Source organism: Mesorhizobium sp. M0040 (assembly GCF_040323505.1).
Taxonomy (GTDB): Bacteria; Pseudomonadota; Alphaproteobacteria; order Rhizobiales; family Rhizobiaceae; genus Mesorhizobium.
In genome coordinates, this window is sequence record NZ_JAMYVA010000052.1 from 19,305 (window position 1) to 38,445 (window position 19,141).

General features: G+C 60.9%; 23 protein-coding genes and 3 pseudogenes. 6 read left to right on the plus strand and 20 right to left on the minus strand.

Features of this window, described 5'->3' with window-relative positions; genetic code table 11:
- Positions 1 to 155: 155 nt before the first annotated feature.
- Entirely contained in the window at positions 156 to 728 is a 573-nt protein-coding gene (locus tag NKJ91_RS28280; RefSeq protein ID WP_352458161.1) for a hypothetical protein, read from the minus strand.
- A 110-nt stretch (positions 729 to 838) separates the two neighbouring features.
- On the opposite strand from NKJ91_RS28280, the pseudogene NKJ91_RS28285 reads away from it, so the two are divergent.
- From NKJ91_RS28285 to NKJ91_RS28295, 3 genes and pseudogenes are all read left to right on the plus strand, one after another.
- Positions 839 to 1,026: pseudogene (locus NKJ91_RS28285) on the plus strand (type II toxin-antitoxin system HicA family toxin).
- 4 nt (positions 1,027 to 1,030) lie between these two features.
- A complete protein-coding gene (locus NKJ91_RS28290) occupies positions 1,031 to 1,432 on the plus strand; it encodes a type II toxin-antitoxin system HicB family antitoxin (RefSeq protein WP_352458163.1) in 402 nt (133 codons plus the stop codon).
- A gap of 194 nt (positions 1,433 to 1,626) precedes the next feature.
- Positions 1,627 to 1,947 (plus strand): YMGG-like glycine zipper-containing protein, encoded by a 321-nt coding sequence (locus NKJ91_RS28295; RefSeq protein ID WP_352458164.1) that lies wholly within the window; start codon positions 1,627 to 1,629, stop codon positions 1,945 to 1,947.
- 223 nt (positions 1,948 to 2,170) lie between these two features.
- Here the strand turns inward: NKJ91_RS28295 and NKJ91_RS28300 are convergent, their stop codons facing one another.
- The 17 genes and pseudogenes from NKJ91_RS28300 to NKJ91_RS28380 all read right to left on the minus strand — a co-directional run bounded on the left by NKJ91_RS28300 (position 2,171) and on the right by NKJ91_RS28380 (position 14,712).
- Positions 2,171 to 2,485 (minus strand): hypothetical protein, encoded by a 315-nt coding sequence (locus tag NKJ91_RS28300; protein ID WP_031211512.1) that lies wholly within the window; start codon positions 2,483 to 2,485, stop codon positions 2,171 to 2,173.
- A gap of 6 nt (positions 2,486 to 2,491) precedes the next feature.
- Positions 2,492 to 2,764 carry a hypothetical protein gene (locus NKJ91_RS28305; protein ID WP_023675731.1) on the minus strand — a complete coding sequence of 91 codons (273 nt, stop codon included), beginning with the start codon at positions 2,762 to 2,764 and terminating at the stop codon, positions 2,492 to 2,494.
- Positions 2,765 to 2,945: 181 nt separating this feature from the next.
- Entirely contained in the window at positions 2,946 to 3,152 is a 207-nt protein-coding gene (locus tag NKJ91_RS28310; RefSeq protein WP_352458165.1) for a hypothetical protein, read from the minus strand.
- Positions 3,153 to 3,195: 43 nt separating this feature from the next.
- A complete protein-coding gene (locus NKJ91_RS28315; RefSeq protein WP_352458166.1) occupies positions 3,196 to 3,543 on the minus strand; it encodes an SMI1/KNR4 family protein in 348 nt (115 codons plus the stop codon).
- A 197-nt stretch (positions 3,544 to 3,740) separates the two neighbouring features.
- Entirely contained in the window at positions 3,741 to 4,178 is a 438-nt protein-coding gene (locus NKJ91_RS28320) for a hypothetical protein (RefSeq protein WP_352458167.1), read from the minus strand.
- A 322-nt stretch (positions 4,179 to 4,500) separates the two neighbouring features.
- The gene (locus NKJ91_RS28325) at positions 4,501 to 4,821 is read right to left on the minus strand and encodes a Bbp19 family protein (protein ID WP_352458168.1); all 321 of its coding nucleotides are present in this window, start codon (positions 4,819 to 4,821) and stop codon (positions 4,501 to 4,503) included.
- Positions 4,818 to 6,560, minus strand: coding sequence for a portal protein (locus NKJ91_RS28330; protein ID WP_352458169.1), 1,743 nt, complete (start codon positions 6,558 to 6,560; stop codon positions 4,818 to 4,820). Before NKJ91_RS28330 ends, NKJ91_RS28325 begins: the two co-directional genes overlap by 4 nt.
- 183 nt (positions 6,561 to 6,743) lie before the next feature.
- The gene (locus NKJ91_RS28335) at positions 6,744 to 7,907 is read right to left on the minus strand and encodes an acyltransferase family protein (RefSeq protein ID WP_023675727.1); all 1,164 of its coding nucleotides are present in this window, start codon (positions 7,905 to 7,907) and stop codon (positions 6,744 to 6,746) included.
- Positions 7,908 to 8,416: 509 nt separating this feature from the next.
- Positions 8,417 to 9,010, minus strand: a complete 594-nt coding sequence (locus NKJ91_RS28340; protein WP_352458170.1) for a hypothetical protein — start codon at positions 9,008 to 9,010, stop codon at positions 8,417 to 8,419.
- Positions 9,011 to 9,470: 460 nt separating this feature from the next.
- Positions 9,471 to 9,674 carry a hypothetical protein gene (locus NKJ91_RS28345; protein WP_023675723.1) on the minus strand — a complete coding sequence of 68 codons (204 nt, stop codon included), beginning with the start codon at positions 9,672 to 9,674 and terminating at the stop codon, positions 9,471 to 9,473.
- A 70-nt stretch (positions 9,675 to 9,744) separates the two neighbouring features.
- A complete protein-coding gene (locus tag NKJ91_RS28350) occupies positions 9,745 to 9,996 on the minus strand; it encodes a hypothetical protein (protein WP_502903644.1) in 252 nt (83 codons plus the stop codon).
- A 36-nt stretch (positions 9,997 to 10,032) separates the two neighbouring features.
- Entirely contained in the window at positions 10,033 to 11,124 is a 1,092-nt protein-coding gene (locus NKJ91_RS28355; RefSeq protein ID WP_352458171.1) for a methyltransferase, read from the minus strand.
- Between the two features lie 82 nt (positions 11,125 to 11,206).
- Positions 11,207 to 11,968: pseudogene (locus tag NKJ91_RS28360) on the minus strand (phage terminase large subunit family protein); the annotation flags it as partial.
- 112 nt (positions 11,969 to 12,080) lie between these two features.
- Positions 12,081 to 12,626 (minus strand): hypothetical protein, encoded by a 546-nt coding sequence (locus tag NKJ91_RS28365; protein WP_352458173.1) that lies wholly within the window; start codon positions 12,624 to 12,626, stop codon positions 12,081 to 12,083.
- Between the two features lie 684 nt (positions 12,627 to 13,310).
- Positions 13,311 to 13,937: pseudogene (locus tag NKJ91_RS28370) on the minus strand (terminase large subunit domain-containing protein); the annotation flags it as partial.
- Entirely contained in the window at positions 13,903 to 14,301 is a 399-nt protein-coding gene (locus NKJ91_RS28375; protein WP_245274656.1) for a hypothetical protein, read from the minus strand. The pseudogene NKJ91_RS28370 and the gene NKJ91_RS28375, both read right to left, overlap by 35 nt.
- Before the next feature lie 3 nt (positions 14,302 to 14,304).
- Positions 14,305 to 14,712: a hypothetical protein gene (locus tag NKJ91_RS28380; protein WP_023675716.1), complete on the minus strand. Its 408-nt coding sequence runs from the start codon at positions 14,710 to 14,712 to the stop codon at positions 14,305 to 14,307.
- Between the two features lie 371 nt (positions 14,713 to 15,083).
- Here NKJ91_RS28380 and NKJ91_RS28385 point away from each other — a divergent pair, with 371 nt between their 5' ends.
- Both NKJ91_RS28385 and NKJ91_RS28390 read left to right on the plus strand, forming a co-directional pair.
- Complete coding sequence (locus tag NKJ91_RS28385; protein WP_352458174.1) at positions 15,084 to 15,902, plus strand: class I SAM-dependent methyltransferase; 819 nt, start codon at positions 15,084 to 15,086, stop codon at positions 15,900 to 15,902.
- Positions 15,903 to 16,614: 712 nt separating this feature from the next.
- Positions 16,615 to 16,920, plus strand: a complete 306-nt coding sequence (locus tag NKJ91_RS28390; RefSeq protein ID WP_023675713.1) for a hypothetical protein — start codon at positions 16,615 to 16,617, stop codon at positions 16,918 to 16,920.
- 71 nt (positions 16,921 to 16,991) lie between these two features.
- Here NKJ91_RS28390 and NKJ91_RS28395 read toward each other — a convergent pair whose 3' ends face one another.
- Entirely contained in the window at positions 16,992 to 17,345 is a 354-nt protein-coding gene (locus NKJ91_RS28395; protein ID WP_352458175.1) for a hypothetical protein, read from the minus strand.
- Positions 17,346 to 17,644: 299 nt separating this feature from the next.
- Complete coding sequence (locus tag NKJ91_RS28400) at positions 17,645 to 18,076, minus strand: DoxX family protein (RefSeq protein WP_254819626.1); 432 nt, start codon at positions 18,074 to 18,076, stop codon at positions 17,645 to 17,647.
- A 357-nt stretch (positions 18,077 to 18,433) separates the two neighbouring features.
- Here NKJ91_RS28400 and NKJ91_RS28405 point away from each other — a divergent pair.
- Positions 18,434 to 19,141 (plus strand): DDE-type integrase/transposase/recombinase (locus NKJ91_RS28405; RefSeq protein WP_352458176.1); only part of this gene is annotated, 708 nt, incomplete at its 3' end.

Consider the following 19,141-nt stretch of genomic DNA (forward strand, 5'->3'; position numbering starts at 1 on the left):
GTATCTCCCCCTCGAGGGGGAGATGGCCGGCAGGCCAGAGGGGGTATCCGCGCGTGGAGCGCCGACCTCATCTGTCGCCGGGCGTCGCGCCCGGTCGAACCGACCCCCTCTGTCGCCTTCGGCAACATCTCCCCCTCAAGGGGGGAGATTAGCGCCTACGCATTATCGCCCCAGTTCTCCCAGAGCAGCGTGATGGTGCCCGACACCGCCAGCGTGCCGTCGGCGTCGATATCGGTGCCGGTGGCAAACGCCAGGTTGAGATAGAGGTCGACCGGCGTCACGGTGCCGTCGAGCGTCAAGGCTGCGGCAACATCGGCAATCGATGCGCTCGACGGCGCGGCACCCGCGCCATCCAGCGTACGGCCGGTGGCGCCCACCACATTGGCCATAGTGCCTGCCAGTACAGCGCTCGATGCTGCCGCCGAGCCGAGCGACCAGGTCAGCGCGACATTGTCGTTGATGGTCGAGGCGCGTGGCGTCAGCACGGCGAACTGCAATCGTGCCGTGCCGCCCTTGATCCGCGCCTTGCCATCGAGAAAGTCGAAGAGCTTCTGGCTGGCAAAGCCCTGCGCATCGGTGACCGGCACCGGCATGGCATTGAACGAGAAGACGGTGCGGTAGGCGCCGCCCTGCCCGGTCGTCCTGGCGGTAAGCCCCGCCCTGGGCGGGGCAAGGCCGGCTTCTCTGGCGGCGGCACGCGAAAGCGTCCGGGCAAGACCTCGGGTCATTTGGTATCTCCATTCTTGCGGGATTGAAAACGGGGTCGGCTGGGCCGCCGCACGCAACAGCGGCAAAAGCTCATGGACATTTGGATCAGTTATGTGTATCTATACACAACATGAAGAGCGCCGATGTCATTCACAGGCTGTTGGCGGATGGCTGGTACGAAGTGGCTCGAAAAGGAAGTCACGCCCAGTTCAAGCACAAATCCAAGCCGGGCCGGGTGACAGTTCCGCATCCCAGGCGCGACATCCCGATCGGCACTCTCAAGAGTATTGAAAACGATCCGGCGTGAAGCTGAGGTAGAGAAATGCGGAACTATATCGGATTGATCCACAAGCAAGCGGACAGCGACTTCGGCGTCTCCTTTCCCGATTTTCCGGGCCTGGTGACAGGCGGCGTCAACCTGGATGATGCCCGTGCCATGGCCGGGGAAGCACTGGCCTTTCATGTCGAGGGGCTGGTCGAGGATAGCGAGGCCATTCCCGAACCGTCGTCCCTGGAGGAAGTGATGTCGGACAAGGACAATCTAAGCGGTGTCGCCATCCTGGTTCCCTTGAAAGCTGAAGCTGCGAAGGTCGTGCGTGTCAATGTCACCATTCCGGAAGATGTCCTCGATCAGATTGACCGATATGCGGAGCGCCACGGCTACAGCCGATCCGGATTTCTGGCCGCTGCGGCGAAAAAGGTAATGCAGATCGAGGCAGCGTAGCGCTCTCGAAGGTCGACTGGAGATGAAGCTCTTTGGGTCTTGTTCGGTTACTTTCTTTGCGGATCAGGCCGTCAGACAAAAACAACCATGTCTTATTTCGTGAGGCACGGTGCCTATGTTCCGCCGCAAATGCGACCGTACTTGGCAAAATCAGCCTGCGAATTAGTTCATAGACTTCAAGGGAGTATCAGACGATGACCATGTCCAGAGCCATTGCCGCCATGTTCGTAACCGCCGCGCTGGCAGGCTGTGCGCAGACCGAAGCACAGCAGAGAACCAGCACGGGCGCGCTGCTCGGCGCGGGTGCCGGCGCGCTTGCCGGCCAGGCGATCGGCGGCAACACCAAGAGCACGGTCATCGGTGCCGGAGCCGGCGCCCTGCTGGGCGCCGTTGTCGGCAATGCCACCACGCCGCAGCCGCCGCCCGGCGAACAGCTTTGCCGCTATCAGGACCGCACCAGCGGCCGCATCTACACCGCCCCCTGCGACGACCGGTACTACAACGGCGATTATTGAGTGTAGAATGCGGTTGGCGCGGTGGAGCCAGCTTCAGCGGCTAGTGCATGTCGCCCAAAAGTTTGCAGCGGTTCTGGGACAACGACATGGATGAACAAAGACCTAAAGGCGCGTCGATACGCGACGCCCTTTAAGGGACGATCTGTCAGGCCAAGCCGGGTATACGGCAGGGCAGAATTAGGGGCATCATCACCTCAATTCGCAATTCCAATCAGAAGAACGTTCAACCCACGAAATTTTCGTCCACGAACATCTCCGCAAATTTCTGCGGTGTGAGAGTTACATCATTGTCGCGGGCGATTTTGAGGTTCCTTGCCCACATATCCCGGATTGCTGCCGGCATTCCCTCAGGCATGTGCATAGACTGGGCTATTGCGTCATGCCATTGTCCATCGCCGCCATAGATAGATTGCAGTTTGGGGCCCATCTTTTTCAAGCCATCCTCCGACTCCTGAGAAAGTTCTCCGATGGCCCAGAGCACATAAAGCTCCAGTAACCTAAGCAGCGGCTGTCCATCATAACGTGGGTCAGTCGACATATTACCTCATGCATCATAGGTGGCGTAATAAATGAGTCTTTCACAGATCGCGGAAAGGCTGGGCCTTTCTTTCAGCGACGCAACCCAGGCCTCGATAACCTCGATCGCAATGTGGATTTCGAGAAAGTATGTCAGGCCCTCTTTGGCTGCCTCCGCTGGCACCAATGCCCCTTCCGGCCCAGTTGCAACCATTGCGTCTGAATCTTCGGTCCAAGGCTCCGACACATAAATCGTGTCCTCCTCGTCAAATTCCGGCAACCGTCCAACGATATCCAGCAACTTTATTGTTTTCCCCACAAAGAAAATCCTCCTCGGCGATCCGGGTTTAGTGTCTCCTGGAAGATAGTCCCAGGATCATGTTGGGATCTAGGGACGAGTTGCATTACACCGGGTTCGTAGACTTGCACAATGATCAGCCGAAGTGGGTTATGGCCTCCGCAAGGTCAATGCTCCCCGCACCCTACTCCTCCGCCCGTGCCGCCTTCTCCAGCGCCGCCTTACACAGAATCCCGATAACTCGATTCCAGTAGCGCACCGCTTCAAAATGCTCTTGTCTGGTCAACCAGGTCTTGTTCTCCAAACCGACTGGATCGCCACCAACGATAACCGGCGTAATCTCAAACAACTCCATGCCCTTGGGGCGCAAATACCTATTTTTGGCGCTCATTTTCAGTCCGCCAACCGAGCAAATAGGTCGGCGAGGTCACGCGCTATCGTCTCAGCGGACGCCGATCCATACCTATGAATGGGATGCGCACGATTGGCATGGCCGCATCTTCAGTGTCGAAGCCATAGCCTTCACCTCCTCCGTCCGATGCGAACAAGAGGATGCCTGGCGCATATTTTTCAACCTCATACTCTCGATTGAAGTCAGCCAATTCTTCGGCTTTAAAAAAAATAACACAGTTATTGCGGATGAAACCTTCGCCTCCATTATGCTCTTTGAGGAAGTCGGTGTAATCCTTGGGCAGCGCAACTCCCAAGCGTGCGGCCAGTCCATCGACGACTGCGGACTCAGCCGGTGCGTCGAACTGTCCCTCGGTTAAACTATATCCCACTGCTATCCTCCTTCAGCAACTGATTCCACCACGGCGTACCCTGTTGTCGATGAACATCGCGAGGCAGTGCGAGCCGGGCAGAATCGAGCTCGTCGTCTCCGGTGCTGATTTCGGCAGGGGGCAAGCGCATGACGTGCCTAGGTCGGGTTTTGCAGTCCATCAGCTAAATCTCTGACGTGCGAAGTCACCAGGATCATTCAATCCTTTTCCGGCTCGTCGAATGAATGAATCCCGGCCGACTCATTGCCGAGGCGCTCAAACACGTCTAGCGCCCGCTCTGAAACAACAAGCGTGTGGTTCGAAGCCATGCCGAAGTCATCATGTCCTGGCCGCCCATGGATCTTCATCCAGACGAAGGTTGGAAGTTCTGTTTCTGGCTGCAGCCGACGAAACAACTCCGAAGCAGTAACCTCGACGTCGGCAAACGTCGCCCCAGAAACTCGCATCTTCAGCAGCTCCAGCTCGGCTTCTTTGGTGACAAGATAACAGGGAAAACTCCTTATCAGGACATCACCTATCCAAACGTCAATCTCGTAGTGAAGTTTGTGCACAATCGGCCGGTGAACGCGGTTATCGAGAGCCGTATTTTTGCCAAAATCACCAGCAACAAATGGCTCTACATAGTAATAATCCATTTTTCACCTATATTTTCCGACAGGCGGCACGAAATGATGGCCATATTTCTTATCCATCATTGTAGAATGATCCAGAATCTGCCGCTCTGTTGGGTACGGGTACTTTTCATAGAATTTGTCATTTTCGCCCCTAATGATAACAAGATGCAGAATATCATTTAAATCCTTAGGGATCCCCCGGAGATTTTCTATCGAATTGATCTTTTTCTTCGATAGGAATTTAGAAGCCTCTTAAGTAATTGCTGCTCAGCCGGATGATGAATTACTACATCCTCGATGTTCACGTCGGGGTTCGCCTGAGCATACGCTTTCCTAAAGCCCCCTACGCCTCCAGCCTCGCCGCCTTCTCCAGCGCAGCCAACTGCGCCTCGTCCAGTGTCAGGAACCCCATAATATGCTGCACCACTTCGGCCCGCGCATTGCTCAGCGCGCTGTGCAGCTCGAAGCCGTTCGGCGTCTTGGTCTTGGCCAGCCACTCGCCATAGGACGGGCGGCGGTAATAGCCGGTCACGGCCGTCAGGTCGGCCAGCACCATTTCGCCGTCCTGGCCCGAGAACACCCTGAGATAGGCCTTGGCCAGGCCATCCCGCGCCTTGGCCGGGCCGCCGGCCTGGCTGGAATGGGCGAAGCGTTTGCCGCTCATGCGCCCTGCCCGCCCGAAGCATCTTGCGCAGCCTGCGGCATCAGTCCGCCGAGCCCGTCGAGCAGGCCGCTGTCGCGCGCCTGCACTGCCGCCGGCACGGCATCCCTGGCGACCTTGCCGGCGGCGGTCATCGCCGCCATGCCGGCCTGTTCCTGCTGCGCCTTGGCGCGGGCATCGCGGATGCCGGCCACCTCGTCCTGGCGGCGAAAAATGCGCTGCGGGCTGCGGCCGGCGCCCTGCACGATCTTCAGCGCCTCGTCGCCGTCGATATTGTCCATCACGCCGGGATCGAACTGCGCCATCTGCATGGCGGTGGTGACAACCTGGATGGTGTCGCGCGCCTCGGCCGAACGGCGCAGCACGTCGAGCGGGCCGGTGAAGGTCGGCCGCAGCGCCTTGCCGGCAAGGCTCGCCGGCGGCAGGAAGCGGCTGTCTTCCTCGTAAAGTCCCTTGTCTTCCAGAATACCCAGCTCGCGGTCGAGATTGCTGGCAAAGCCGGCCTGGATGATCGAGCCGGACGGCCCGAGCAGCGCGCCCTTCTCCTCCTGCCGGATCAAGGCTTCGGTCGCCGTCATCTGCGGGTTCTGCACCAGCGTCTGGAACAGGTTGACGAACATCATGTCGCGGATCTCCTCGGCCCGGCTGTCGGCATAATTGAAGGCATAGGTCGGGTTCTGGCCGGTGGCGATCGGCGCGATCAGCGGCCGGCCGGCATCGTCGATCAGGCCGGGATAGTTCTCGCCGGGATTGAGCACCGGCACATAGTCGAGGCGAGCCTTGGAGGCGGTCGCCGGATCGGTGATCTGCTGCAGCGCGCGAAGGCCGGAGCGCCGCACGGCGTTCTCTTCGCGCACCGTCGTCAGTGCCTCGATGGTCGGCGAGATGCCGTACGGATCGCCTTCGTAGCGGCGCCAGTTGAAGCACGACACCGGGAACGAGCGAAACCCGCTTTCCCTGACGATCGCCTCCTCGTCCTCGATCACGTGATAGGAAGCGAACGCCGTATCGAGATACTGGTAGGAGCCGCTCAGACTGTACATCTTGCGCTCGTCGCGCGGCTGGACGCACTGGATCAGCGAGATTTTCGTCTCGCATTTGACGGGGTCGTCGACCAGAATCTTGATCCGCGCCGGCAGTCTGTCGTAGCCGAGCAATTGCGCCGCCTGCCGCGCCGTGCGCTCGTAGCGGCGGTGGAAGATGTCGACCTGGCCCCAGCGGTTGCGTGAGAGATAGCCTTCGACCACAGGGATCGAGGCATAGCGGATCAGCGTGCCGCCAAAACCTTCCTCGGCATAGAGATAGGCCGGGCCGTAGCGCACGACATTGCGCAGGCAAGCCTGCGTTGCCGGCACGAAATTGGAATTGGCGGAATAGCGCAGCGAGAACAGGAAGTCGCGCAGCGCTTCCGCCCATTCCTTTTCCTCGTCGGTCTCCTCGTCGTTGGTGGCTGCAGTCGACAACCCATGCCATTTCTCCGACTGCGGAATGATCAGGCTTTCCAGCCCCGCGGCCAGCCGGTTGGCGGCCGAGTTGATGGTGTTGGCGTAGACGCGCGCACCGCGCCGCTCCTGCCGCTCAGCCTGCGAATCGACGCCGGCCTGGCGGCGGCCACTCCACATATCGGGCGCGTCGGGATCGCAGAATTCGGACACCGCCTCCCAGACATGCTCATACTGGCTGCGCTCGCTCTCCAGTTCAGCCTGTCGCGCCAGGATATCGCGGGCACGGGAATCGCTCATGGTCAGCCTCGCTTGATGAACTCAATGGGGAAAAGAAAGAAATGGCGGGACGCCGAGGCTGCCGATCTCCCCCCTCGAGGGGGAGATGTCCGGTAGGACAGAGGGGGTCGTCTCGCGTGGATCGGCGACCCCCTCTGTCGCCTTCGGCGACATCTCCCCCTCAAGGGGGAGATTGGAAGCGCCTTATTCCGCCGGCGTCGTCTCCAGCGCCGGGCTCCGCCCAAAGCGCTGCACCACGAAACGGCCCATCTTCTGGCCGGGTACTTCGATCAGCATGTAGGTGATCCAGGACAGCAGGCACACCACCGGCAAGACGACGACAGTGACGATCGCGAAGCGCAGCGGCGCCGACAGCTCGTGGCCGAACTGGGTGATGACCAGAGCCGCAACCGGCTGGAGAACCAGCAGATGGATCAGATAGATGCTGAAGGAAAGCTCACCCATCAAATGAAAGAACCTGTTGGCGAGCGTCATGGCGATGTTTCTGGCCACGATACCCGCCATTCCCGGCAGCATGCGGTAGAGAACCAAGGCAAAGAACCCCAGGACGAGCGCTTCGCGCATCAACAGCTTGCTCAGCCCATAGCCGCCGCCGAACGGCAGCGCCGCCAGCAGCATGGCCAATGCCAGATGCACGAAGGGCCGCTTTTGCCTTTGATGGACGACGCCCGCCAGCAGCATCCCGCACAGGAAAATCTGCATCTTCAGCGGCAGGAACGACGGCATCGGAAAATGCACCGACAACTGTCCCATCAAGAACACCATCGCGCTGCCGGTCGCCGCGACCAGGATGGCCGCCCATATCCAGTCAAGCCTGCGAACCAGCAGCATGATGGCCGGGAACAGTGCGTAGAACTGCATCTCCAGCCCCAGGCTCCAGTCGGGCAGCGGCGTGCGATAGGCGAAATTCGGCACCAGGCCGAACAGGAACAGCAGATGGGCGCAGATATTCTTCAGCCCGCTGTCGAGATAACGCTCGGGCGCCTGCGGCGACCGCAGCAGGAACTCGTCGATGATCATTCTCGACCCGTAGAGATAAGGGCCAAGCGCCAGGGCAGCGAACAGCATGACGTAGAACAGCGGCGCTATCCTGAAATAGCGGCGGGTCCAGAATTTCAGCCAGGTTTCCGGCCTTTGCCAGGGCTCCTTGTCCTGGCGCAGCTGGTAGTGGAACACCATCAGGAAGCCGGACAGCATGATGAACAGATCGACGCCGAGGTCCGGTTCGCCAAGAATAGGAATCTGCCAGCCGGTCAACAACAAGCAGTGCCCGATGAGCACCCAGATCGCGGCAAGCGCCCGAAGCCCGTCCAGGCACTCGATGCGCGATGACCGGGCTTCTGTCATGCCGAACTCCTCGATTGCCATGTTGCAATGCAGCATGGCGGCTGAGGGAGGAATGTCAACCGTGCGGAAGGAACACGATTTGCGCTGTGCTGTTACGGAAAAGGCGGAACACCGGAGGGCAATTGTAGAGGCATGCACTTGAACACCCCCCTCTGTCCTGCCGGACATCTCCCCCTCAAGTGGGGAGATTGGCAGCTTGCAGGACAACGCCTTTTCTGCACCCCTCGAAAATTGGCGAAGACCGAGACGACAGCCAATCTCCCCACTTGAGGGGGAGATGTCCGGCAGGACAGAGGGGGGGGCGAAGGATCGCGGCTTACGCGATCCCGGCAGGCAAGCTCCCGTCTATCTCTTCGCCAACCGCGCGTGCCGGCGCCAGTACCACCACGCCAGCACCCGGTTGCGGAACACTCTTCTCATGGCGCCCATGTCAAACCCCCAGCAGCACGCGGCGCTGGCCGGTGAGCTCACTGGGCGACAAATCGGTCTTCACGGTTCCGGCGGTGCCGTCATTGGCCGCCAGCTGGGCCCGCAACGCTGCTTCGCGCGCCTGCACGTCCTTGTCGGCAATGGTCGGTGTCGGCGGCAACGGCTTCAGCGCCGGTGGCTTTTGAAAAAGGCACATGGTTTTCTCCAAAGTGAGAGGCTCTTGTCCAGTCGTAGAGCAGAAAATCCTCGCCGTTCCGGCCATGGCCCGGCAGGCGGCAGCGTTGCGTCGCGCCAAGCCGGGCAAGCCAGCGCAGCGCCAATTCATTGGCGGCCAGCGCTCGCGCCTCGACCCGCCACGCGCCGCGCGCCGCAACTTCAGGCCCGAGCACGGCATGAAAGAATTCCGTAATCCCAGGCACGCAGCGCCTCATGCGGCGCGTGCCCCAGCTCCAGGCGATCCATAAGCCGCCGCGCTGTTCGGCAGCGCCGAAGCCGGCCTCCGGATTGCCGTCGAGCTCGGCGACATAGGCAAACCCCTGCAGCGCCGTCAACGCCAGCAGCGCCGGCGACCAGTCATCGAACTGGCAATCGATCTCGGCCCGGTCTTCGGGCCGGAGGTTGGCGGCGATGTAGGAGAGATCGCGCAAAGTGGCAGGGATGATGCGGACGGTCATGTTGGGTCATTTTCCGGCACGCTGCGAAGCGGAGAGCCCTAGGGAAACGAGGCCGCCAAGCTAGATTGACTCTCGTTGCCGTCTGGATTTCCTTGGCCTGTGACTTGTGGATGTACCTATGGGACAAGCGCATGACTTGTCGTAACTGTGCGCCGATCAAGGAGACCCGTACGATCTTTAGCACCGGTCGTCTCGCGGCGGCGATCACGATGGCCAAAGAGGCCATACGCGACGGTATTCTGCAGGAAGTACCGGGTGGTCCTATGTCGAGTGTCATCCCGTTTTCGGATCTCAACCCGGATGGACCATGGGACGATCTGCTTCGTTACCGCTTTCGGTGCACGACCTGCGCACAGGTTTTCTTGCTCTCCGCAGAGACCTATCATGGCAGCGGCGGCGAATGGGCTAAGGAGCCCGGCTAAGCTTTTCGGCGCTTCGTCCTATGCGTCCGCCGCGAATCTCAGTCCTGGCGTATCTTCGCGGACATCCGGCTGTCGATCTCGGTCAGCTTGGCGAGAATGCCTTCCTGCGCCTGCACCATCGCCTGTTGAACGCGGATCAGCTTGAAGGTGAGCCAGATCGTTACCCAAAGGCTTGCTGCGAGATAAATCAGCATCGGCATCCAGGAGATGAATATCCCGAGCAGCGAGTTTTCCGATTCCATATTGCCCCCTAACATGATGTTGCCGCTACGTCGTCGTTTTGCCGCCGGGCGTGCATAAACGCAAGCATCGTCACCGAAACGCCCCCAGCGGATCGCTCTGCCCGGCCTTCCGCCGCGCGGCCTTGAACACCGCGGGGTCGACCTGCGCTTCCCTCAGCATCATCACGCCGTAGCGTGTCGCTGCCATCAAATCGTCGCGCAGCTTCATCACCTGGCCGTCCCTGCGATGATAGAGACGGAACTCCTCGAACCAGGGCAAGAGCGTCGAAACCACCTTGAAGCGGCCTGATTGCATGCGGCCGAGCATCGGCCCGACCGCCACCGAGCCGCCGGCGAACTGCGCGCGGGTGCCAAGCCTCTATTTGTAAGCCACTGCTGCGCTTGCAGGTCCCGCCAACGGAATAATCTCGCAGCGACTAAACCCTGCCTCTTTGCACCACTCGGTGAACTGGGCGCCGGTGAAGTCAAACGCCTCGCCAAATTCGATCAGCATGTTCAGCGACATCATGAGACCGAAGCCGTTTTGCCTGCGTTCATCGTCGATGATGTTCTCGATGGCGACCAGCGCGCCGCCGGTCGGCAATGCACGATAGGCCTTGGCGATCAGCATTTTCTTGTTCTCGAGATTCCAGTCGTGAAGGATCATTCCCATCGTGATGATGTCCGCCTTGGGGAATTCGTCCGCGAAGAAGTCGATCGTCTCGGCGATGACCCGGCCGCCGAGATTACGCTCCCTCAAGCGCCGTTCGGCGATCGGCTGCACATCGGCGAGATCGCACGTCCGGCATTGCATGTGCGGATGCCGCGCCGCGACGATGGCCGAAAGCTGCCCGGTTGCGCCGCCTATATCGGCCAGCGTCTTATATTTGGAAAAGTCGAATTTCTCGGCAAACGCCGTGAAATTGCCCATGGAGATGCCGCTCATCGCGTCCATGAACTGCTCCAGGCGCGCCGGGTCCGCATAGAGCTCGCCGAACATCGACTTGCCTGTCTCCTTGATCTCGTTTTGAGGCTTTCCGGTTTGCAATGCCGGTGTGAGATCGCCCCAGAATCGATACAGTCGTGCGTTCGCCATCTCAAGGATTCCACCGATGTATTGGGGGCTCCGCTTGACCAGGAACAGCGCGGTCGATGGCGTATTGCCGTATTTGCCGGTTTCACCGGCGCCGTCCCTCTGCAGCAATCCGAGCGCGACGAGGGTGTCGAGAAAATCATACGTTGCGCGCGGATGCAGCCTCATCGCGCCTTGCAGTTCGAGGCCCGTTTTGGGGCCGTCCGCAAGCAGCGAGAAGAGTCCCAGTTCCACGGCGCTCAACAATGTCTTGGCTGGCCAGAACCCAAAGCCAATTTGCAGTATGTGGTCTGGAGAAATTCCGTTTTTCATCTGATCCTCCCCTATCGGCGAATGCCCCCGTGAGGCCACGCCGATGCGTCCCTTGAGCGGGATCATTCGATGCTACACCACGTCCACGGACGTTCACTACAGTTTTCCAATCGGAGCCGGAGCGCATTGCCTCCCTCCCCGATTTTCCTCACCGAAACGCCCCCAGCGGATCGCTCTGCCCCGCCTTCCGCCGCGCGGCCTTGAACAGAGCCGGGTCGACCACCGCTTCCCTCAGCATCATCACGCCGTAGCGTGTCGCCGCCATCAAATCGTCGCGCAGCTTCACCACCTGGCCATCCCTGCGATGGTAGAGCCGGAACTCCTCGAACCACGGCAAAAGCGTCGAGAACACCTTGAAGCGGCCGCTCTGCATGCGGTCGAGCATCTCCATCAGCCCGGCCTCCACCGAAACCGAACCATCGGCGAACTGCGCATGGCTGGCGAGCATGTTCAGCCCATTTGCCGAATATTGCTTCGCAAGGGCGGTGCCGGCACCTTCCAGCGTCTCGCGGCGGCCGTCGCGCGGCCATGCCCATGGCAGCCATTCGCCCCATGGTTTCAACGTCAGCGCCTGCATTGCCGGAGTTTGCTGCGAGGCGCGGCAGGCTTTGGTGACATAGACGACATCGGCCTCCGTATCCCAGGCGAGCTCGACCGCGGCCGAGGGATGGTCCCAGCCGAAATCGAGGGCGCCGAGCCGCGGCCAATAGCGCGGCAGCGGGAATGGCTCGCAGGCGATCAGCTCCTCGGCCACCGGAAAGATGCGGCCGGAGCCCAGCACCGGAATGCCCTTGGCCCGCGCCTCGCGCTCATGCGCCGGATAGGCGGCAATGATCTCGGCGCGCTGCTGCGGCGTATAGTGCTCGGCATCGTCGATGGTCATGAAGGTGACGTGACGGGTCATTGTTTTTCACCCTCGCGGCATTGAATCGTGGTGGCGGGTGCGCGCTCCAACGCCCCGCCTCGCAGCTCCGTTTGCATCGCTCGGAACACCTGCCACGGAGCCGGTCGAAAAGTCGGGATCAGATCGCCCGACGTTTGATGCGCACGACTTTCGGCGCCTGTGCATCCATGAACATGTAGCACCGGCCTAGCAGCGCCTTTTTGCCAAAATCATCGAATACGTTCTGCCCGAGCGGCGTGAACAACACCTCGTCGGTCGTCAGTCCGTCCTGGTGGCGAGCCTCGATCTCTGGCCAATGCGCCTTGGCAATATCGGTCAGCACGACGTTGAAGGCAGGATGATTGTAACTGACCAACAAATTGCCATCGTCCATATCAGATGGTTTCATGTCCGGGTGGTAGTTGTAGATCTCGGCAAGCGTCTGGATGGCTGCCAAGGATGCAGCGCCATCGGAAAGACCAGCCTCCGTCAGCACACAGGTGCCGTTTTCAAGGATGGCAAAGTCGCGCTCCTGGTTGAAGTAGTAGCCAAAGCGCTCCTCGATGCGATCGATGGGCTGCGAAAACGATGGCCGCCATTTCGGAACGGGAGGAAAGGTCGCTGACATGCCGACGTTGCCTTCTGGTGATACGACAATTGACGAAAGGCCGCCGATCAACACCATTCGTCTATTCATAGTTGTGATCTCCCGCCCAATGTAGCCAGTCTAGTTCCGGATCATGGCTTGGCAACCGCGCTGGTCATGAAGGGAACGTCGCGGCTCATGCGAGATACCTTGCTGGAGCAAAACCGGGACGGCGCGCCACGAACACAGGGCGGGCCGGCTAATGGCCCTGAAGTATCTTGATCAACTTACTTTCGTAGGTAGGTCGCGACAATCCATTTTTGTAATCCGCATACGTCATTCGCCCGCTCATCGCCGCATCAGTCCAGCGTTTGCAGTACACCTCTGGCAACGCTTCAACACTTGTGTTTATTATTCTTGCCCATTGTTTGCGGTAAGCTAGTGGCTTTGCCCCTAATCCCACCGCACACTGAGTCATAAAATCCTTTTTGAAAGCTGTACTTCTTTGTATTCCAGCGTTGATTGTGTTGAACCGGCTCTCAGTCACTACGCATCCTGAAAGCATTATTGCACCGATCACGACTAGCGACCGATAGTGATTTCCCACTGCCCACCCCTCCGTTACGGCTCTCATCCTCTGTCCAAATAACTACAATTTTGCTGCAAGAGAAGTGCTCCACACTTATTCCGTGCGCCACAGTCAGTTGGGATAATGATTGCGCCGGGCTGGCTTATTCAGCCGATTGCTTCCCCTTCACCAATGAACTCGACCTGCTCAGCCGACAAGAACAACAACACCACGTCCGACATGCCGAGCAGCGGCGTGAAGGTGACGATGGTGATGCCGCCGGTGGCGTTGGTGCGGGTCAGCCCTTCGGAATAGATGTCGAGCGGCGGCTCCTCGTCGAACCAGACGCCGTGCAGCGTTTCGCCCTGCCATTTCTCGCGACCCTTCTCGTAGCTCTTGAACGACAGCACCGATTCACCGGCCTGGACGTCGCCGCCGCCGCCCCAGCGCACCACGACGCTGTCGAGCGCGCCCGGCGCCCGTCCCGCCATCGTGCTGACGATGGCGTCGGCCGGGATCATGCCGGTGCCGGCCGCCTGCTGCTGCGGCGGGCCGATCAGGATGCGCTGCGGGTTATCGCGCGTGCTTTCGCCGGTGACGCCGGCCGCCCACATCCGAACCGGACAATCGAAAACCTTGCCTTGCCACCAATCTGGATAGCGGCCGGTGAGGTGCATCGCCCATTCGGCGCCGCCGGCCCTGGTCTTGCCGAGCTGGTTGCCGGCCATGAACAGGCGCTCGCGATTGGTCGCGCCGGCTGCATGGAACTCGGCCTGCCTGGGATAGGGCCGATAGGCGGCAAGCTGGTTAGTGCGGCGCCTGCGGTCCAGCTCCGCCAGCAGGCTGAGATATTCCGTCCTTGCCGCCCGGCTGTGCGAGGCCTTTTGCGAAGCCCGGCTTCTCGAGGAACGGCCTAAGGACGGCTTCGAGGCCGCGGATGCGCTGCCTGATTTCGTCATCGCTCAATGCATCCAGATTGTTGATGTTGACACTAATATCCTTGGGCAGCACCGACAGCACGAGCTTCAGGTACTGGTCGGGCTTTTCGGCGCGCACCTCGGCGATAACGCCGGCGCCATGGGCGCGAAAATCGGCGCGGATCGCTTCGAGAAAGCCGTCGGCCAGCGTCTTCTTCGCCCGCTTGGTTCGGCTGCCGGGTGCTTGATCGTGCGGCTGCGGATCGCCGGTGGAAGGAGCTTCGGCCATGCCCTACTCCGCCGTCCCAGCGGAGACCGCCGGCTTCTTGTTGCCTGGCCGCACGATGCGCTTGCGCGGCCTGGCCTTCTTGCCGGCGCGTGCCGACTTCGGCTTCCGCGGCTGGCTTGCCGGTTTCGCATCAGTCGTCGTGCCGGGCTTCATCGCACCGGCGTCAGGCAAGGCATTCAGCCTTGCCCTGAGAATTGCCACCGCCTTGCCGTCGAGTGCTCCCGACGGGAAGCCAAAGCCGCCGACCGCATCGACGGTACCGCCGCGCACCATGCCGATCCGCACGCCGGCGGCCACCTGCTCGAAGCGGCCATGGCGTGCATAGGGTGCGGTGCCGGCGAACTCGCCAATGGCGCTGACGACCTCGCGGCCGTCATCGTCGGTGATGATGGTGGCATAACGGTTGGACATGGGGTGTTCTCTGAAATGGGCGCACGGGCGCGTTGGGAAATCTATGGACGATAGGTGGTTGCGGACCGGGATAGTCGGTCGCGTTCATTCGCGCCGACATACCTCGGCAGCACACGCAACATTCGGTCGAACAGGAGCCCGAAATGAAAAACCCGCCTCGGCGGGCGGGTCGTTGGAGCCAATTGGCACCATATCCAGACTAGTAGCATAGCTGCCGGCACAAAGCAAGAACAAAATGTGGCACCGGCGGAAAAATGCACTGACGACCTCGCCCCCTCGTCGGTGAACGGCTGGAAGGAGGGGCGAAAAGGGCGGGCATTGCGTGAGACTTGCGTTGATGGGATGGTGGTTGCGCTTGAGGGGAACGCGTCATGGGCAATGTCACCAGTCACTACGGCAGCGACGGCATCGTCGATCGCATATTGGCCGCGATCCCGGACGCCGACCCGGCCGGAAAACTGGCGGCCGCGCAACTCTATCCATTCGATCAGCTCCATGGCCGCGAACTGATCGCCACGCGGGAGCATGCGGCCCGTCTTGCTCCTTCGCCGACAGATCGGATCCTGGATATCGGCAGCGGCATTGGCGGGCCGGCAAGGTTTCTGGCCTCGACCTATGGCTGCCAGGTCGACGGCATCGACCTGACACCAGCCTTTGTCGCCGCGTCGAGCCGACTGACCGCACTCAGCGGACTGGCAGACACGGTTCGCTTCCATCAGGCCGACGCAACGAAACTGCCTTTTGGCGACAGCACCTTCGATGCGGCGATCTGCTTCTATGTCGGCATGAACATCGAGAACAAGGCCGCGGTCATCGACGAGGCCTGGCGCGTGCTGAAACCGCGAGGCAGGCTGATCTGGACCGAAGCCGTGCTCGCCGGCGGCGAGCCCTACTATCCCATGCCCTGGGCGGTTTCTGCGGCGACCAGCCACCTCGCCGATCGGGAAAAATTGAAAACCCTGTTTGTCGATGCCGGATTTCGCATCGACGAAATCGTCGACGAAACCGGCGAACATGTTGAGCTGGCGCTGAAGAGAGCCAATTCCGGCATCGTGCCCTCGCCGGCGCAGCAGCAGGCAAATGAAGTCGTCATGGGCGCGGAATTCCTGCAGCGCCGCCGCAACTACATCCGAAGCCTGAGTGACGGAAAACTCGCCTCGCTCGCCGTGATCGTCTCCAAACCGGCCTGAAACAAAAAACCCGCCTCGGCGGGCGGGTCGTTGGAGCCAATTAGCACCATACCCAAATTAGTAGCATAGCTGCCGGCACAAAGCAAGAACAAAATGTGGCGCGGCGACAAAAAAATGCGATTTCCTTTCAGCGCCTCGCCTTGTCCGCCTCCCGATTGACCTTCCAAGAAGACCGCTAGGCTGCATTCCTTCGCGCCCCTCTCTGTCCTGCCGGACATCTCCCCCACTTGGGGGGAGATCGGCTTTCGCGCCGGCTTTCGCCAATCTCCAACGTTGCAGGAAGAGCGCAGCGCCGAAACCGCCAATCTCCCCACTTGAGGGGGAGATGGCCGGCAGGCCAGAGGGGGGTACTGTCCCGGGCGCTGTCCCGCCGACTTCACAGCCGGCAACACAAGCAACGTTCGATCGAAAAGAAGCCTGAAAACAAAAAACCGCCTCGGCGGGCGGGTCGCTGGAGCCAATTGGCACCATACCCAAATTAGTAGCATAGCTGCCGGCACAAAGCAAGAACAAAATGTGGCGCGGCGACAAAAAATCCGAATTCTCTTCGGCGCCTCGCGTTGCCCGCCAGCCACTTTGTGGGCGCGAACGCAGCGTCGGCAATTGGCGGTTCCTCCATTTGCCGGGCATCTCACCGGCCGACGAGCAGCCGCAGCCGCGGATCAGAACAGGCATTCGCGCGTTTGAACCCCAGCCAATGGGAGCAAAAGCCATGAACGTCGCCAATCTGCAACTCGAAGGCCTGCTGATGGCCATCGCATCGATCAATCAGGTCCTGGTCCGCAAGGGCGTGCTCTCCGTCGAGGAGATAGACATCGCCTTGCGCAAGGCCGAAGCCAGCGAGACCAACGAGGAAAGGTCCGAGGGCATGTCGGCATCGAGCCGCGACGCCGTCAACTTCCCGATCCGACTGCTGGAGTTGGCCAATCAATGTCAGCCGGAGACGGACATGCCGTCCTTTTCGAAACTGGCGCGCATGGTCGGTCAGATCAAGGAACCTTACAACGACCAGATGTGACGCGGCGATCATAACTGACGCCGCGACAACGGCTTGCCGCGGCGGGGTGGCAAGACTGCTGGCGGCGCCTGCTAGCGGCCCTGCAGGATCTTGATCAACTTGCTGCTGTCGGCCCCCGGCGAGGAAAGCCTGCGGTAGTCCGCGTAAGTCAGCCTGCCATTAGCAACGGCATTAAAGAGCCGGTTACAAAAGGCGCTATCGTATTTTGCGACACTGACATTCATGATTGCTGCGTAAGTCTTTCTTTCGTTGAGCGGCGTGGGCCTCTCGCGTGCAATGCATTCGTTGATCGCCACGCGCTTGGTGACAGGGCTGCCTTCAAGCGTGGTATGCATCGTGTTGAATTCGCCTTCGGTCAAGGTAGTGCAGCCGGCAAGCAGAGACGTGCCGATCATGGCGGCAGCAAAACGCGTGGCGATGTTCATGAATTCCCCCTCAAGACCCGCGTCTTGCTTAGCCCGCCGAATGTTGGAAGTACAGAGGGAATGCAGGCGCATCTACAAAAAGCATAAACCTCGAACGCTCGTACTTTAGCTGTCGCTTTTATTGCGCGGGACCTGCGGATGGCCGGAATGACGGTACCCGGCCGCTCTCGATCGTCACGACGATGCTGGTGCGGATCGTGCTGCCGATCTGGCCCTGGTCGCGGTCATAGACCCGGCCGGGATCGTCGCAGCCACCCTTCTGAGCGCCTTTACGAGAACGCCGCCTCCGAGATTGGGGATCACCCCCTGCCAAGCCTCAGCGCCAGGACCCTGCCCGGCCCGTGCACGGCGGCGAACAGCAGCCCGGCCAGGAAGGTGAAGTGATCGACGAAGAAGCCGAACTCCGCCTGGTTGCCGGCCCAGTGCGACGGCCCGTGGAAGGCGAAGCCGAGGAACAGCACATAGGCGCCGGCGACGAGTGCTGCCCATGAGAAGAAGGCGCCGGTCAGGAAGCATAGAACGAGGACGACCTCGAGCAGGGCTGCGCACCAGGCCAGGAACAGCGGGAACGGAAATCCAGCCGCCGCGATATAGCCGGCGGTGGCGCCGATATCGACGAATTTGAAGATCACGGCCATCAGGAACACGGCTGCGAAGATCAGCCGGGCGATAAGGATTGCCGCGGTCTGCCACGGCGACTGAACGGTTGATTGAGCGGTTTCCAAGGTCATGATGTCCTCCCAAGAGTTACGATGGTTGTGCCCCAAGGACGCACCACCAGCCGCAAGCCCGACATCATCCCCCGAAAAACCTGCAGGAGACAACTGCGCGGCACCAAAGTGGCGCCTTCTCTTCTCCCCTTGTGGGAGAAGGTGTCGCCGAAGGCGACGGATGAGGGGTGCTCCAGCTTGGCGCCGGCGGCATTCCGTCCAACACCCCTCATCCGTCTCGGCGCTGCGCGCCGATCCACCTTCTCCCACAGGGGTGTTTGGACTGGGGACATCGCGAACAGATGTGCGAGGACATCGCGAACAGTTTTGCGCTTTTGCGCGAGGGGGTTCGGGATGCCATTCGAGGACAGAAGCGTGATGAAGCAGAAGCTGGAGTTTGTGAAGCTGGCGTCGGCGAAAGGCGCGAATGTAAGCGTGCTGTGCCAGCGCTTCGGTATCGGCCGGACCTGTGGCCACAAGCTGCTTTCGCGCTATCGGATCGAGGGGGAGGGTGGGCTGGTCGAACAGTCGCGGCGGCCACGATCGAGCCCGGCGCGCAGCGCGCCGGAGGTGGAAGCGGCGGCCCTTGCGGTGCGTATGGCGCATCCGGCTTGGGGTGGACGCAAGATCGCGCGTGTGCTTGCCCGCGAGGGTATCGGCACGCCGGCGGCCTCGACGGTAACCGGCATCCTGCGTCGCAACGGCATTGAGTTGGGAACGTCGGGCGGTGGAGCGCAGCCCTTCATCCGCTTCGAGCATGCCGCCCCCAACGATCTGTGGCAGATGGACTTCAAGGGTCACGTCGCCTTGCGTTGCGGCCGCCTGCATCCGCTCACCGTGCTTGATGACCATTCGCGCTTCTCGGTCGCGCTGTCGGCCTGCGCCGACCAGACCACCGCAACCGTAAAAGCCCGGCTGGTCACCGCCTTCCGCCGCTATGGCTTGCCGTGGCGCATCGCCACCGATAATGGCCCGCCCTGGGACGATGGCGGCCGCAACGACTTCACGCTGCTCACCGTCTGGCTGATCGAAACCGGCATCGCCGTCAGCCACTCCAGGCCTTGCCATCCCCAGACCCTCGGCAAG

Bases quoted from the DNA above. Each gene is read 5' to 3' on its own strand.
- NKJ91_RS28280 (WP_352458161.1), bottom strand. From the start codon at position 728: ATGACCCGAGGTCTTGCCCGGACGCTTTCGCGTGCCGCCGCCAGAGAA.
- NKJ91_RS28290 (WP_352458163.1), top strand. From the start codon at position 1,031: ATGCGGAACTATATCGGATTGATCCACAAGCAAGCGGACAGCGACTTC.
- NKJ91_RS28295 (WP_352458164.1), top strand. From the start codon at position 1,627: ATGACCATGTCCAGAGCCATTGCCGCCATGTTCGTAACCGCCGCGCTG.
- NKJ91_RS28300 (WP_031211512.1), bottom strand. From the start codon at position 2,485: ATGTCGACTGACCCACGTTATGATGGACAGCCGCTGCTTAGGTTACTG.
- NKJ91_RS28310 (WP_352458165.1), bottom strand. From the start codon at position 3,152: ATGAGCGCCAAAAATAGGTATTTGCGCCCCAAGGGCATGGAGTTGTTT.
- NKJ91_RS28320 (WP_352458167.1), bottom strand. From the start codon at position 4,178: ATGGATTATTACTATGTAGAGCCATTTGTTGCTGGTGATTTTGGCAAA.
- NKJ91_RS28325 (WP_352458168.1), bottom strand. From the start codon at position 4,821: ATGAGCGGCAAACGCTTCGCCCATTCCAGCCAGGCCGGCGGCCCGGCC.
- NKJ91_RS28330 (WP_352458169.1), bottom strand. From the start codon at position 6,560: ATGAGCGATTCCCGTGCCCGCGATATCCTGGCGCGACAGGCTGAACTG.
- NKJ91_RS28335 (WP_023675727.1), bottom strand. From the start codon at position 7,907: ATGACAGAAGCCCGGTCATCGCGCATCGAGTGCCTGGACGGGCTTCGG.
- NKJ91_RS28340 (WP_352458170.1), bottom strand. From the start codon at position 9,010: ATGACCGTCCGCATCATCCCTGCCACTTTGCGCGATCTCTCCTACATC.
- NKJ91_RS28345 (WP_023675723.1), bottom strand. From the start codon at position 9,674: ATGGAATCGGAAAACTCGCTGCTCGGGATATTCATCTCCTGGATGCCG.
- NKJ91_RS28355 (WP_352458171.1), bottom strand. From the start codon at position 11,124: ATGATCCCGCTCAAGGGACGCATCGGCGTGGCCTCACGGGGGCATTCG.
- NKJ91_RS28365 (WP_352458173.1), bottom strand. From the start codon at position 12,626: ATGGTGTTGATCGGCGGCCTTTCGTCAATTGTCGTATCACCAGAAGGC.
- NKJ91_RS28375 (WP_245274656.1), bottom strand. From the start codon at position 14,301: ATGGCCGAAGCTCCTTCCACCGGCGATCCGCAGCCGCACGATCAAGCA.
- NKJ91_RS28380 (WP_023675716.1), bottom strand. From the start codon at position 14,712: ATGTCCAACCGTTATGCCACCATCATCACCGACGATGACGGCCGCGAG.
- NKJ91_RS28385 (WP_352458174.1), top strand. From the start codon at position 15,084: ATGGGCAATGTCACCAGTCACTACGGCAGCGACGGCATCGTCGATCGC.
- NKJ91_RS28390 (WP_023675713.1), top strand. From the start codon at position 16,615: ATGAACGTCGCCAATCTGCAACTCGAAGGCCTGCTGATGGCCATCGCA.
- NKJ91_RS28395 (WP_352458175.1), bottom strand. From the start codon at position 17,345: ATGAACATCGCCACGCGTTTTGCTGCCGCCATGATCGGCACGTCTCTG.
- NKJ91_RS28400 (WP_254819626.1), bottom strand. From the start codon at position 18,076: ATGACCTTGGAAACCGCTCAATCAACCGTTCAGTCGCCGTGGCAGACC.